Origin of the sequence: Bacillus sp. NPDC094106 (assembly GCF_044764345.1) — a bacterium.
Classification (GTDB): Bacteria; Bacillota; Bacilli; order Bacillales; family Bacillaceae_G; genus Bacillus_A.
Window position 1 is genome coordinate 50323 of record NZ_JBIWHY010000002.1, and the last position, 14483, is coordinate 64805.

Annotated in this window: 18 protein-coding genes; 1 reads left to right on the forward strand and 17 read right to left on the reverse strand. The window is 35.5% G+C overall.

Features of this window, described 5'->3' with window-relative positions; genetic code table 11:
- Window positions 1-2 precede the first annotated feature (2 nt).
- The 17 genes from ACIQ7L_RS03025 to ACIQ7L_RS03105 form a co-directional block, all read right to left on the reverse strand.
- Entirely contained in the window at window positions 3-536 is a 534-nt protein-coding gene (locus tag ACIQ7L_RS03025) for a flagellar hook capping FlgD N-terminal domain-containing protein (RefSeq protein ID WP_400566460.1), read from the reverse strand.
- On the reverse strand, window positions 537-1742 hold the full coding sequence (locus ACIQ7L_RS03030; RefSeq protein WP_400566462.1) for a flagellar hook-length control protein FliK: 1206 nt from the start codon (window positions 1740-1742) through the stop codon (window positions 537-539).
- The gene (locus tag ACIQ7L_RS03035; RefSeq protein WP_097896235.1) at window positions 1735-2145 is read right to left on the reverse strand and encodes a cytoplasmic protein; all 411 of its coding nucleotides are present in this window, start codon (window positions 2143-2145) and stop codon (window positions 1735-1737) included. Before ACIQ7L_RS03035 ends, ACIQ7L_RS03030 begins: the two co-directional genes overlap by 8 nt.
- Before the next feature lie 114 nt (window positions 2146-2259).
- Complete coding sequence (gene fliI / locus ACIQ7L_RS03040) at window positions 2260-3564, reverse strand: flagellar protein export ATPase FliI (protein WP_400566465.1); 1305 nt, start codon at window positions 3562-3564, stop codon at window positions 2260-2262.
- Window positions 3561-4253: a FliH/SctL family protein gene (locus tag ACIQ7L_RS03045; RefSeq protein ID WP_400566467.1), complete on the reverse strand. Its 693-nt coding sequence runs from the start codon at window positions 4251-4253 to the stop codon at window positions 3561-3563. The genes fliI and ACIQ7L_RS03045 overlap by 4 nt, the downstream gene beginning before the upstream one ends.
- The gene (locus tag ACIQ7L_RS03050; RefSeq protein ID WP_400566470.1) at window positions 4240-5244 is read right to left on the reverse strand and encodes a flagellar motor switch protein FliG; all 1005 of its coding nucleotides are present in this window, start codon (window positions 5242-5244) and stop codon (window positions 4240-4242) included. Before ACIQ7L_RS03050 ends, ACIQ7L_RS03045 begins: the two co-directional genes overlap by 14 nt.
- Before the next feature lie 13 nt (window positions 5245-5257).
- Window positions 5258-6814 (reverse strand): flagellar basal-body MS-ring/collar protein FliF, encoded by a 1557-nt coding sequence (gene fliF, locus ACIQ7L_RS03055; RefSeq protein WP_400566472.1) that lies wholly within the window; start codon window positions 6812-6814, stop codon window positions 5258-5260.
- Between the two features lie 22 nt (window positions 6815-6836).
- Window positions 6837-7136, reverse strand: coding sequence for a flagellar hook-basal body complex protein FliE (fliE, locus tag ACIQ7L_RS03060; RefSeq protein ID WP_097896245.1), 300 nt, complete (start codon window positions 7134-7136; stop codon window positions 6837-6839).
- A 17-nt stretch (window positions 7137-7153) separates the two neighbouring features.
- On the reverse strand, window positions 7154-7567 hold the full coding sequence (gene flgC, locus ACIQ7L_RS03065; RefSeq protein WP_335360742.1) for a flagellar basal body rod protein FlgC: 414 nt from the start codon (window positions 7565-7567) through the stop codon (window positions 7154-7156).
- Window positions 7568-7586: 19 nt separating this feature from the next.
- Window positions 7587-7994: a flagellar basal body rod protein FlgB gene (flgB, locus tag ACIQ7L_RS03070; protein ID WP_097896249.1), complete on the reverse strand. Its 408-nt coding sequence runs from the start codon at window positions 7992-7994 to the stop codon at window positions 7587-7589.
- A 620-nt stretch (window positions 7995-8614) separates the two neighbouring features.
- Window positions 8615-8887: a flagellar biosynthesis protein FlgG gene (locus tag ACIQ7L_RS03075; RefSeq protein ID WP_400566477.1), complete on the reverse strand. Its 273-nt coding sequence runs from the start codon at window positions 8885-8887 to the stop codon at window positions 8615-8617.
- The gene (locus ACIQ7L_RS03080) at window positions 8877-9245 is read right to left on the reverse strand and encodes a flagellar export chaperone FliS (RefSeq protein ID WP_400566480.1); all 369 of its coding nucleotides are present in this window, start codon (window positions 9243-9245) and stop codon (window positions 8877-8879) included. Before ACIQ7L_RS03080 ends, ACIQ7L_RS03075 begins: the two co-directional genes overlap by 11 nt.
- 22 nt (window positions 9246-9267) lie before the next feature.
- On the reverse strand, window positions 9268-10623 hold the full coding sequence (locus ACIQ7L_RS03085; RefSeq protein ID WP_400566482.1) for a flagellar hook-associated protein 2: 1356 nt from the start codon (window positions 10621-10623) through the stop codon (window positions 9268-9270).
- 22 nt (window positions 10624-10645) lie between these two features.
- Complete coding sequence (locus ACIQ7L_RS03090) at window positions 10646-11509, reverse strand: flagellar hook-associated protein 3 (protein ID WP_400566485.1); 864 nt, start codon at window positions 11507-11509, stop codon at window positions 10646-10648.
- A gap of 52 nt (window positions 11510-11561) precedes the next feature.
- A complete protein-coding gene (gene flgK / locus ACIQ7L_RS03095) occupies window positions 11562-12860 on the reverse strand; it encodes a flagellar hook-associated protein FlgK (protein WP_400566487.1) in 1299 nt (432 codons plus the stop codon).
- Window positions 12861-12877: 17 nt separating this feature from the next.
- Window positions 12878-13330: a hypothetical protein gene (locus ACIQ7L_RS03100; protein WP_400566489.1), complete on the reverse strand. Its 453-nt coding sequence runs from the start codon at window positions 13328-13330 to the stop codon at window positions 12878-12880.
- A 16-nt stretch (window positions 13331-13346) separates the two neighbouring features.
- Window positions 13347-13811, reverse strand: coding sequence for a YaaR family protein (locus ACIQ7L_RS03105; protein WP_400566492.1), 465 nt, complete (start codon window positions 13809-13811; stop codon window positions 13347-13349).
- Window positions 13812-13954: 143 nt separating this feature from the next.
- On the opposite strand from ACIQ7L_RS03105, the gene ACIQ7L_RS03110 reads away from it, so the two are divergent.
- Window positions 13955-14452 (forward strand): flagellar motor switch protein FliG, encoded by a 498-nt coding sequence (locus tag ACIQ7L_RS03110; RefSeq protein ID WP_400566494.1) that lies wholly within the window; start codon window positions 13955-13957, stop codon window positions 14450-14452.
- Window positions 14453-14483 lie beyond the last annotated feature (31 nt).

Genomic DNA, 14483 nt, shown 5'->3' on the forward strand with positions numbered 1-14483 from the left:
TGTTATTTTATCTCTGTATTTACTGCTGATTTTTGTTCTGGTTTTTGTTCCGGTTTCTCTGCTGATTCTATCGCTTGATCTGATGCACTCGTTACAAAGTTCATTAATACAATTTTGTCTCCTACAACAAGTTGTACTTCATTGTTAGAAGCCAATCGTACTGCATCTACCTTACCAGAAATCTTCGCCCCATCAGTTGCAGCCCCTGTTATATGCTTGCCTAGGAACTTCATACCGCCATCTAATGCTGTTGTATTCACTGTATTTTTTAAAGCATCAACAGCTTTCGTCATATTTTGTACTTGCTCCATAAGTGACATTTGCGACATTTGATTCATCATTTGGTCCATATCCATCGCATTAAATGGATCTTGATATTGTAAGCTCGTTAAAAAGAGTTTCAAGAAATCATCTTTCCCCATAACACCAGGTGTTTTTTGATCACCCGCTTTTGTAGCTGCTGGTTTATTTTGAGCTTGTGTTTGGGTCGCTTGCATATGATTTGTATTTGTTGCATTCATTTCAACACCTGGCATTTAGTATTCCTCCAATAACCCAGCAAAATCTTGTTCTGGCGCTTTTTCTTTTTTAACTATCACTCGCTGTTGCTTTTGCGCTTGTTCTCGCTCTTGTTGTTGACGTTGCTGATCTTTATTCGTATAACTTAGTTCAATATGAATCTCTTTTTCTTTTAATTTTAATTTTAATTCATCAAAAATCATTTCAACTCTTTTTTTCGCATCGTGTTTTTCCATTTCAACATGAACTTGAATGGAATCACCTTGTTTTTTCATATATACGGTTAACGTCCCAAGCTTTTCAGGATTTAATTGGAACAACACTCGTTCTTGCTTTACGATCAGTTTTTGTAAAGCCTCCACTTTCGCTTCCATTTTATTTCCTAATTCCGGAAGGGAAACTTTTTGTGCTTGGAGCTGTTCACCGTCTTTTTTCAAGACATGGTCATTTCCAACAAAAATTGGATTTATACCTTGTTCTCCTTCAGAATCTACTGGTTTTTCCAACTTGTCTTCCAGGCCAATAAAAGTTTCTTTTTGTAGCTGTTCTTTTTCAGCTGCAGGTTGTTCCCCGGCCAGTGTCTTCATTTTATTTTCTGCATTAGCAACTACTTCCTTGTTTAATAATGGATCTGAAGCACTTTTTGTCGTTAAATCACATGATTCTATTTGAATGGATTTAGAGAGCTCAGACAGCTTTTCTGAAGAAGTTACTTTTTCTAAAATCATTTGAATTGTATCTTCTGAACATATAGCATTTTCAATATTAAACTCTTTAAAAAAGGCTTGCAGTTGCTGGATCTCTCCTGCAGGTAATTCATTTATTTTTATATTTCCATATGTTTTATACAATTCTTGTATTTTTTGTATGTATTGATATAACAATTCTGGTTGCGCACGTAAATGCTCAATTGCCATCATTTGTTCTGATACTGCTAATAGCAATTCTTCTGTCGTTTTCTTTTCTTCTTTCTTCTCATTTCCAGGTGGTTCTTCTTGTTTTAAAGATTTTCTTGCGAGAAGATATTCTTGCTGTTCTTCCTGTGGTGCTTCCTTTTGTCCCGTTCCCTCCGTTTTTGGCTGTTTCTTGTCTTGTTCATTCATTTTTTTTAGAAATGAAGATTTCCCATCTTTCGACTGTAATTCTAGCCCTTTACCTTTTTGCGGAGGTAAACTCGGTTGCACCGAAAATATAGGTTCTATCACCGTATTCACCTCATCCATTCATACACATTTTCAAATCAAGAAGCATCTTCTCTTCTCGTTTTTCTTGTACTTTCGCAAACTTTTTACAATCTGCTTGATACATTTCATCAATCACACGTTCTTTTTCTTTGATTTGTTCTAAAAGATTTTCATTTTTTTGAATAAACCCAGTTATTTTTTGTATTTTTCGATTCCATTCTTCTATTCTTTCAGGTGAAAATGTATGAGAAGAAAGCATGCCAACCATAATCTGTTCCCCAGCCTGAACAATTTTACTGCGCGATTGAAAAACATGTAAATCATATTCTTTTTTTTGTTCTATTTTTCTTTTTTCAGCTGTTAATTCGTACACTTCTTTTAAAACATGTTCTTTTTCTTGATTGATTTGCCATTTTATCGTATCATACTGCTGCTTATTCACCTGTTTTATAACCCCCTTCTATTATAACGTTCTCTTATCCTATTATATAGTTTTTTCACAAAAAAATCTGTGAAATATTAAAAAACAAAAATAAGACCTCAAAAAGCGAGGTCTCTATACAATATGATGCATCGCTTGAACGGTATCACTAAAATGATAACTGTCGGTTCGACCTTGTTTTAAAAATGTATTTATACTATCTATTTTATTTTTGCATGCAAAGATGTAAGCATTTTCTTCATTTTCTTGAATCGTTCCTAATTTGAAGTACAATTCATTTTCTTTATAGATTGATAACGTCTTTCTTATTTCATTTGCTAGCTGCCAATGCTCTTCTGATACGATTTCTTCCATAATCCGGCTCACAGAATCTAGCACTGAAATGGCTGGATAATGATTGAGTGTTGCAAGGTCCCTCTTTAATACAATATGTCCATCTAAAATACCGCGGGCTAAGTCTGGTACAGGGCCATTTAAATCGTCACCATCAACAAGTACAGTATAAATACCTGTTATCGATCCTTTTTGCGTCTTACCGGAGCGTTCGAGTAGTTTCTTCATATAACTTTCCATAAGAAGTGTTTTCCCGCCAATCGGTAATTCCTTCACCGCAATATCAACACTTCGTCTTGCATCCGCAAAACGGGTAACAGAGTCCATCATAAGCAGTACATTATTTCCTTGATCGCGGAAATATTCAGCGATTGACGTTGCTAGCTTTGCAGCACGCAGCTGCATAAGATGACTTTCATCGGAAGTTGCTACCACAACAACGCTCTTTTTCATACCTTCTTCGCCAAGTTCTTTTCGAATAAAATCTTTTACTTCGCGACCGCGTTCCCCTACTAAACTAATGACATTAATATCCGCCTTCGCATTTTTTGCAATCATACCAAGCAGTGTTGATTTCCCAACACCCGAACCAGCAAAAATACCAATCTTTTGTCCGATGCCAATGGTTAACATGGAATCAATGGATTTAATACCCGTTTCAAATACTTCGGTAATCTCTTCCCTTTCAAATGCATGGATGGGAGGCGCGTCTAATTTCACTTTTTGAAGCGGTACATTCTCACTTGATTCGTTTAAAATCTCCCCATTCGCACTTAACACTTTTCCTAGTAAATGATTCCCACGAGGTACGGCAACATCTTCAGTAATTAACGTTACAGAATCGCCATAGCATACTTTTTCAGTCTGTTCAAATGGAAGCAGCATATTGTTTTCTTTTTCAATTGCAATGACTTCACATAAAACACGATGTTTACCAACGAGACAAATATCACCAATCTTTGCTTTTGGCCCTTTCGAAGTAAAGAACTGCTCCTGTACACTATGAACTTTTCCTGTTTTTGTATAAAACGGCGCATTGATAAATACATTCCATTTGTTATGTTCATTCATCAACATACCGCTCATACCTCCTCGAATGCCTTTTGTTCTTCCCATTTTTGACGAAGCTTCTCAAATACAGGTACAAACTTAAATTCGAAAAACTCTTTTTCTTCTTCAATGACAAACTCACCAAATTGCAGGGAGAAATCATATTTCCATTCTACAAGTTGCAGGAGCCAATATTCTTTCGTATTTTCCTTTTCCTCTTCAATCCGTTCAAATGTTTCCGGATGTACCGTAATAATTAACTTTTCAAATGAGGTCGGAAGCGTTTCAACAATTCCTTTTAAAATAGGAAGAATATCTACCCCACGTGTATCAACTGCTTGATTAACAACTTTTTCGGCAAGCTGAAGTGATTGATCCCATAGTAACTCTGCCCATTCATATGCCGTTTCTTGTTGCTTCTGCTGAAACTGCAGACGCGCTGCTTCCAGCTGCTCCATTTGCTCATGAACATGCATTTGGAACTGTTCTTTTTCCTCTAGGAGTTGTTTTCGTTCCGCCTGTAACATTTGCTGGTCTTTTCTTAACTGACTCATTTCAGCATGCAGCGCTTCTTGCTGTGCAATTAATTCTGCATAATCAACTTCTATTTCGCTTTCGATTTCTTCCTGTTCTACGTGAACTGGAGGTTTCGGAAATTGTAATTCATACGTTTCTTCAGAAAAAGAAACAGAATTCTTGGGAATTCTGTTTTTAAATAAGGACATCATCTTCACCTCTTTGAATGACAATTCTTCCTTCTTTCTCTAGCTTTTTCACCGTACCTGTAATCGTTTGCTGTGCTTTTTCAGCCTCCGTCATCTTAATCGGTCCTAAGCCATCTAACTCTTCAAGAATCATATCTCTACGGTTTGCAGACATACATGTAAATAATTTCTCTTTAATTTCTTCTTTCGCAATTTTCAATGCTTTCGCAAGAACGCCGTTATCTGTAATTTCTTCTAATACACGGCGAAGCGCAAGCGAATCAAGGCCAAGTAAGTCTTCAAAGACAAACATATTTTCTTTAATTTTTTCGGATAGTTCATAATCCACTTCATCAAGTTTTTGAAAGACTGTTTTCTCCACACCACGTGAAACGTTGTTTAAAATATTAACAATCGTTTTTAGGCCATCTGTTTTATTAATCGCACTAAATGCCATCGTATTTAATTTCGATTTTAGCAGCTCACCGATTTGACCAATCAGATCGCTATCTACTTGCTCTAGTTTGGCAATACCCATTACTGTTTCCACACGCTTATGATCTGGTAATTTCTCAATTAATTGAGAAGCAAGCTGCGGCTTAATATAAGATGCAATAATGGCAATTGTTTGTGGTGATTCATCATTTAATACCGTCAGAAGCGGTTCTAAATCGGTAAGTGAATTCAGGAACTCAAACGGATTATCTTTGTTATACCAAAGATCCTCTAATAGTTTTTCCAGTTCATCTTCCGGCATATTTTTAAATATACGGCGAATATATTCTTTATCTGGCGTAACTAAGTTAAGCTCTTTCACGTTTAATTCATATAAAAATTGTCCCATTACATTTTCTAATGTTTCAGGTTTATACACACGAAACTTAGCAATCTCGCGAAGCAATACTTCTTTTTCATCAGCAGTCATATATTCAATGACTTTCGCTGCCACCCTTTCGTCTAATGTACGAATGATAATGGCAGCTTTTTCTTTGGAGGAGATTTCATCTAACATCGTTTTTCCTCCCTCACTTTCCGTTTAACCATTTTTTAATAACTTTCGCAGTGCCTTCTACATGCTCTTTCGTAGCTTCCTGCACTTGTTCATCTAGCGTTGGTTCCGCTGGTTCTGGTTCTGGCTCTTCCTCTGGAATTTCCATAATGACTTCCTGAGTAGCAGCCACTTCTTCTTCCGCAAATGGCTCATATTCTTCTAGTTCTTCTTCATCCTTTTTCTTACGTTTCGCTAAGAAGTACCATAATAAACCACCTAATGCTAGAAGCCCTCCAGTTATTCCACCAATTAACCACCAGTTGAAACCACTTGGTTCTGGTTCTTTTGTTTTTTCTGCTTTCGGTTGATCAAATTGGACCGTAACAACATTTACTTGACCGTTTGTAAATTGTCCATTTGGATCTACTTGTAAACCAGCAGCTGTTCCAATGGCTTCTTTAAAAGTTGTCATATCAATTTTTCGTTTTACTAACGTATCATTATCTACCCAAACAACAACGTTTGTCTTTGTTAATTCTGGATGCTTTTTAATCGTTTCAACCGTTTTATCAATTTCGTAGTTTTCGATTTTGTTACCACTGTTGTTGTCATACACAACTTTTCCATTTTGATTATTGCTTGTACCGTAGTTTGGCACTTGACCATTTGCAGTAATACCAGCGGCCTGCTTCGCATCCGCACCTTCTTGCGCTGTGGAGCGTTCCTGCTGATCTTGTTTACTGCGAAGCACACCTTTATCACCATATTTTTCTGACTGGCGTGTTACTTCATCATAATTTACATTTACCTTCGTATTGACCTTAAACTCATTTTGTTTAAACATCGTTGATAATGTTGCATCAATATCTTGTTTCAGCTTACTTTCAATTTGCTGCTGCATCTCTACTTCTTTCTCATATGAAGACGAACCTGCATTATGAGATGCATCTGCTCCTTTTGAAACGATGCCTTTTTTACTATCAATAACGCTGACTTCTTCTGGTTTCACACCTGGAACTGCCGCACTAATCATCTGCTGAATTCCTGCAACTTGATCCTCTGTCAACGTTTGTCCGCGTTTTACACCAACTGTAATCGCAGCCGTTCCTTTTGCTTTTTCTTCATCGAAAATCGTTTCTTTTTCTGGCAAGGTAATTTGAACGTTTGCGCTTTCTACTGTCGCAAAGTTTCTAACAATATCTTGCTCCAATTGTTTCTTCGTACCGACAAGCTGTTTCATCTTCTTGTCTTGTTCACTTGATCCAAGTGAGCTTTCTAATAAAATCTCTTCTCCGCTTTTAGAGTTAAATGGTAAACCCATTCCATTCATTTCTTTTCGAATCCACTGAGCATCTTTCTTTTGAACCCGAATCGCTCCATCGTTTGCTAGCTGATAATCGACACCTAGCTTTGATAATTCTGCTGTAATCTCTTGTTTATCTGCATCATTTAAATTTTGATATACAACAACGTATTTATCTGGCAAGGTGAAATATAAAAGTACTCCTGTTGCAATCGCTAAAAGCGCAGCGCCAATGACCATCTTATGCCACGTTTTTAACGATCGGAAAACATTCTTTATCTTTTCCATTTAAACACACCCGTCCATTTTCCTAAATTTGCATATTAAGTAGCTGTTTATAGTTTTCAACCAGATTATCACGTACAACAGCCGCTGTTTTCATTTGTGATTCAGCTTTCTTTTGTTGAATGAGGACATCATGTGTCTCTCCCACACCTTTTGTAAGCAAATCATATACTGCTGTTTGAGCATTGTTTTGCGTTTGATTCATATCTTCCAATAAATCAATAAACTTCTTACCTTCAACCGTAGATGTTTGTGAAGTTTTCGGCGCGCCAATTGGTTGGATTGTCCCAAATGGTTGTGTATTCATCACTGATTCGATTTTCATACTTTCCCTCTTCCCTATTATCCTCGGCCGATTTCTAAATCTTTATCGAGCATTTTTTTATTTGCATTTAGTACACTTGTATTCGCCTCATACATTTTTTGTGCGACCATTACATTCGTCATTTCAGCTGTCATATCAACATTTGGATAGCGAACATATCCTTCTGCATTCGCATGTGGATGTGACGGATCATAAACAAGATTTTCCTTTGGATCTGATTCAATACTTTTGATTTTAACTCCATTATTCGGAGTTTGGTTCAACATACTTGCAAAATTATTATTTTCCTCTAATACAACGCTACGGCGACGATATGGCTCTCCATCTGGCGCTCCTGTTGTATTGACGTTAACAATATTATCAGAAGTAACTTCCATCCACTTTCGCGCAGCTGTTAATCCTGATCCACTTGCATTAATTGCCTGAAACATAGTTGTCACTCCTTTTTCCTTAACGTCCTCGTGCCGCTTGATCGATTGCATACTGCGTATTAATTGAATTGATTGAAATACCATATAACTGATTTGTTTTCAGTAAATCTATCATTTCTGTTGTTGCATCGACACTGTTTCCATCTTTATTTGTTTGCATCGATTTCGTCTGAATCTTTGCATATGTATTTTTCGCATTTGCTGTCGGCAAATGCATATTACTTGTTTGATATAAATCAGGATTTGTCTGCAAATCAGCTTTATTTTTTTTGTACAATTTATTGCTCATATGCATCTGTTCAGCAAATGTAACATCCTGTGCTTTATATCCTGGTGTATTTGCATTTGCAATATTACTAGAAACTGTATTTCGTTTTGTTACTAAATAGTTCATATAGTGACCTACGTCACTAATCAAATCTGGCATATTCCACACCCTTTCTTTTCCATCATTCTCTTTTATGAGCACAATGATCCGCTGATGGAAGTTTCACTTCATGATCCATTTCCATATATGTATCTATTTATTAAAATAATAACTATTATGTATCCTACAATATTTTATGTCATTTTTCCAATATTGTCTTTAGAAAAATAAAAAAATATAAAAAAAGAATACAAAAAACAATATAAGAAGAAGGAACAACGATTCAATTCTACGAACAAAACCGCTTCGCTTCTGCCTATATCCATAAAGTGACACCTCTATCAACGAACTGTTTTACTTAGTAATTTTATATACATCCATTTTAATCTTTAGACATCTAAATCCCTGCTACGCAGAATAAAAAGTAACCTACACTCGTTTGCTCTTTCTGTTTTTACTTCGCATGTGGCAGAAAAAGGCTCTGACCGCTTCTATGCATGGCCAGATGCTCTCTCCCATCTAAAAAGAGGAGTTTTCTGTCGTTTTTTTAATTGATGTATATATAGTTTGAAAGCAGGGGATTCCCTTACAAGTTGAATAGGTAAATCCCTGCTTTCATCTTATACAAAATCACTTCTTCATATACTTACAATAACCACCCAATGGATTATTATAATAGATTAATATTTACCGTAAAATGAATTTGCTTTCATACGCCCATCGTTCGACATAATCATTTCTTCTAATATCTTTTGTTTCTCTCGAATATGCTGAGCGGCTTTTATAATGAATGGACTGATTTTTCCTGCAACTTTTGCCCGTTCTTCATCATCTAATGTCATCATCCAGCGATTTAACATTTCACTCTTTTCCGCAAATTCTTTCTCAGATGCCGCAAGCTCACCTATTTCATTAAAACAGCCGACAAATGCTTGATAGATATCATTGTTCATTTTCCAACACTCCGCGGTAACCTTCTATTAAATCTTGTAATACTTTTTCAATCGCATCAATACCTGTTGCTTGACGCGTTAGTTTCATCGATTGAATTTGCACACTAATCCAATCATATAAGCCAAACAAGCTATCATATAAATCTTTCGTGATTTCTGGATTTAATTGTAGTTTTAGCTCTTCAAAAATACGATCTAGCTTTTCAAGAAGCGCATCTCCTTCTTGCAACTGAAAAGTAGTCAGTAATTCTTCTAATTTACGAAACTCAACGATACATCTTTCATAAATAAAGATTGTATTTTTTATCGGATTACTCGTCATAATATCATTTTGCATATAACGTTGCCATGCTTGCATACTTTCACTTCCTCAACCTTCATTAATCATCGCTTTTTTGTTTTGTCATTGCTTTAATTTGTTTTAACTGACTATCAAGTGCTGCTAATGTAGTCTCTAACTGTTGATATTTCTTAATAATATCATCTTGTTTTTGTTTATTTTGCGCATCAATATCATTGATTTTTTTATCCAGATCACTTACGCGTTTGTCAATATTTTCTACTCGATTTCCAATTATACCTTTATCACCGAAAATCTTATTAAGCGGCTCTTCCATCATTTTTCCTAAGCCTTTAGAACCAAAAAAGAATTGTTTCGCTGCGTCTGGATTTTCTTTCAACGCTTTCGTTAATTTCTCATCATCTACTTTCAATGTTCCGTCTTCTGATTTGATTTGAATACCGTACGTAAATAAATAGCTACCCTCTTGTGAAAATGTTACAACATCGCTCATCACTTGACGAATACTTTGCATAATCGATTGCCCTTGAAAAGCTCCGCCTTTCCCAGCAAAGAGATCTACGGTTGAAACAGCTTTATTATAATCCGCTACCATTTTTTTAATGAGATTGGCTGCATCTGTTACGTTTGAATCATCTACTGTAAATTTTAGCTCTACTGGAGTCGTTTCTGCAGCTGTCACTTTCAGCAACTCAATTTTCATACCTGGAAGTGCCTCGACTGTGTTACTAGCGCTCGTTCCTTCAATACCATTAATGGTATATTTTGCATCCTTTGCTTCATTGATTGTGTTTAAGACGCTTGTACCGCTCGCTTCTGAGTAGAACATCCTTTTAAATAAATCTGATGTCCCATCCTGTAAATTAATTTTGTTTTCTTCCCCTTCTTTTGTGGAAGACATAAAGATTTTTCCACCAAGCGTATACGCAGATACACCATAGTTTCCATCATTAATCCGATTAATTAAATCTTTATAAGTCATATCAGCTGTTACTTTTAGTTCCTTTAGTTCCTTATCCTTACCAATTTTGAGCGTGTCATTTACATTTAATTTATCATCTAGATTAATTGGATTCGAAGCAATTTGATGGCGCTGAGCCAATTGCGTAATTGTCATGTTAAACGTCCCCGCAATTGCACCACTATCTGCTTTTACATTGATATAACCGTCTTTTGACGTCGTTACCTTCTTCTCATTTCCTTTAAAAGCAGCTAAGTCTTTAAATGTTTGTGTAAATGAACTAAATTGTGATTTTAAACTTACATATAATGATTTATCGTTTGAAAGTTTATTTTTCTCGTTATTATAAGGTGTTTTTCTCATCTCTAACGCTGATAGCTCTAAATCCACAAAATTTTTCGTATCAATAAGAGTATTACCAAGATTCCAAATCTGTTGTCTATCCCCAATATTAGAAATTGATGTTCCTGCCATTTTCTTCCACTCCTTATTCTGTTTACATATAATCTAAAATACTCGTTTTGCTCATCGTACTAACAGCCTTTAATGTTGCTTCATACGTGGCATTTATATACGCTAAATCAGAAATAGCTACCGCTAAATCAACATCTTCAATTTCTTTGCGGTTTTCTTGCAGTGCTAAATTCTGTTCACTTAAGATTGTTTTAAATGTATCCATTGTGTTCATTGTTGAACCAACTTCTGTTGTACGATCCAGCACCTTGTCTAGATTTTGCTTATTTACATCTAGTAATGGTCGTAACGCTTGTTGATCAGCGTTCTGCAATGCATCTCTCATCTTCATCAATGTTTCAATAGCCGGAGATAATACCTCTTTTCCATTGCGGAATGCCTTCACTTCATAACCGTCGTTTAATTGCCAAATCACATCATTTTGGCCGCCTTGATACGTTCCATCTTCTTTAAATGGAGACTGCGCAACACTATCTCCGCCAAAAATGTAACGCCCTTGTTCTTGTGTATTTGCTAAGTACACGACTTGTTTTAAGATTTGATCGACTTCTGCTCCAATTGCTCGCAGTTCGTTTGGACCATTCGTCTCATTTAACGCTTGAATTGTTAATTGGTTCGCTCTTTTTAAAGATGTAGAAATGCCTTGTAATGCAGTTTCTGTTTGTGTCAATACATTTTTCGAATCCGTTATATCTTTTTGCATTTGTGTAATATCCTCTAATGAATGCGCTATTGCAAACGATTTACTTGCTGCAAGCGGATCTTCACTCATGAGAAGATTTTTCTTACCAGAAGTTACTTGATTACGATGATATTGCTGTTGAACATTTAAGCTCATCATTTGGTTTTTAGCCCAGTTTGCATTTTGAAATGTGGATACTCTCATAAAATCACCCTCTTTATATATTTTAATTCTTTATGAATTAACTAGCTTCACTTTATCGAATAATTGAAAATAGGCTATCAAATACTTCATTAATCGTCGTAATTGCCTTTGAATTCGCTACAAAATACTTTTGGAATGCCATTAAATTGACCATTTCTTCTTCCATATTGACGCCTTCTATACTCATTTTTTCTTGTTCAATACCTTGTAATAAGTCTCCATGAATGTCTTTAAATGCGCTAGCGGCGTTTTTATCAGATGCTACCCCAACAAGGAATTTATCTAATGTTTGCTTATAAGAAAGTCCGTCCTTATATTGTTGATCTGTAACTCTTGCAAGTTGGTTTGCAGTATCAGCAGAAATTTTCATTTTTGAAACGTCTTTTATGAAGTCAGGGTTTAATTGAATATTTCGTGCATGATCTCCTTTAAAGAATTCTTTCTTCATAACAGTGTTCACTTGGTCCTTAACAGCAATCACTAATTCCTGGAAGTCTTTCTTATAGTCAGCAATCTTTGCTTTCGTATCAATTGCAGCAGAAATGGAACCGCCCTGTAACGAAATATCTTTTCCAGAAATTTGGACTTTATATGGTTCCTGATCCTTTTTCAGCTGAAGTGGGTATGTATCTTGTCCACTCACTGTTAACGAGCCGCTTATTCTAACACTTGCAATATTAGGATGCATTGATTCGTAAGAAACTTCTATGTTGGCATATTGAGACATGTCCTTGATAATACGATCCCGCTCATCTAAGAGCTGATTCGGTACGGGCGAGCCTGCCTGTCCAATCTTTTTATTCGCTTCTGCTAAATTAGTAGCAAGGCGGTTAAACTCATTTACATGTCCTTCAATATCTTCTGCTGTTTGTGTTTCTGCCGTATCTAAGTTTTTTGCGAGGCGATTTACTTGATTCGTAAATTTATTTGTTCCAGCAATTAACGTATCATAGTAATTCGGTTGTTCTGGATTTTTCGCTACTTCACGAAATGAATTAAAGAAACCATCCATTAAACTCGATAACGAGTTGGGCCCAGTTGTTCCTACCATTGACTCTACTCGTCCTAAAGTAGAATTCATATAAGAATAATAAGAAAGCTGAGAGAATTGCTCATTATATTGCTTTGTTTTCACTTCATCCGTAACACGGTCTATGCTCAATGTTTGAACACCGTTGCCAATTCTTTGCTCTGGTGTATCACCTCTACTTGATCCAATCGATCCGTAATTCACCATTTGGCGTACATATCCTGGTGTATGAATGTTAGAAAGGTTTTGTTGCGTTGTTTTCAACCCTAGTTGTGCTGCTAACAAACCCGATAGCGGTCTATTATAGTCAGATAACCTCATGATTTTTCACTTCTCCTTTACAATAACTCATTTATAAAGATTTGCGAATTATGATTCCTTTCCAGATTGTACTCAGAAACAGAATCCACAATACCTTCTGTAATTTTTAATAGTACGTTTAAGTAATATTGATTTTTCAAAAGTATCATTTTTACATTTTCTTCTAGCGTTGCTAATGTTTTTTGTAATTCTTTTATTTTTTCAATTTCTTCTTCCGAAAAATACGAAAATAATGATTGCATACGATATGGTTCGATGCCATTTTCCTTACAAAACTGCTCAATCATTTCTTGAAAAGCAGTTGTCAGCTGTTTGACACCGTCTATATACTGCAGTTGCTCTACTTGTAATTTTTGTACTTCACTCACATTTTTTTGTTGTAAATTCTCATACATTTGTTCTCCAAGCACACTAATATTTTCATATGCCTTTTGGATAAGAACAAGTTTCTCATATAATTGTATGTACATATAACTTCCCTCCTTTTTACAATACTAGGTTAACAATTAAACCGTGAATTTCGCCGATTTGATTTAACATTTCTAAATGACCTGTTTTTGTATTAATTAAATTCATAACATCCTCTAAATCATTTAAACCCATTTCAGCTTGTTTCACAATTGTCATTTTTTGCGAGTATCCATACCTCGGATGACGCGACATCACATCTTTGTACTGTAGTACGTGATCAACATAGAAATTCAAAAATGATTTTACTGTATTTTTGTATTCCATCACATTATCCAGCGTTAACTCTAATTCAATTTTTTCTTTAATTTCTCCAATATTATCAACAAATGTCTCCATTTGTTCTAGCAATTTATCATTCTTGTCCTCTGCGTGCAAATTATCCGAAAAAACAAGACCACTTCTTGAATTCGCTTCTTTCGGCGTTTGCGCAGCAGGCGGTATATGCGATAAAATTGGATTATGCGAGATAGAACGTAGCATATATATCACCTATTTATTTTTTTATTTCTTTCTTCACTTAATCGTAAAATCCAGTTATTTATAATTATACTCTGTATCACGATATTTTGCAGTTATTTTTTGCAGAAGATATGTTACAATTTATCATGAGGTGGCACAAATCTATGAATATCTTTCTTTGTGGTTCAAATCAATTAACAGCATTAGATCGAGAAGAAATCAAAAATTTTTTATCAGACTATGCTAACAAACATAAAATTTACATATTATGTTACAAATCTATTGAAAATGAAGTCCTTCGTTTCTTTGTTGAAAATGAAAGACTTGCACAAAATTTATACCTGTATACATTACAACCATTGCATTTGCTAACAGACGAATTTCAAGAGGCTATTGATTATTTACAAGCACATGGGGCTCAGTATATCGCCTTCGATCACCCATACGATTCAATTTATCGATCAGAATATATGTTTTTTGTTAAACAAATTGTCGAAAACAGCAATTTAGTTCTCTGTTTTTATAACGGCGATAAACATACTTCTGTTATTCCTGTCGATATCGCCAAAGACGCCGGAATTGATGCCGTTATTTACGATTTACCGGGCTCACATGTAGAACAAATGCAAAAAAGCTTTGAACAAAAAATTCGCATGATGTAAAAGGGGGAGGCACAATACAAAAATATTGTGC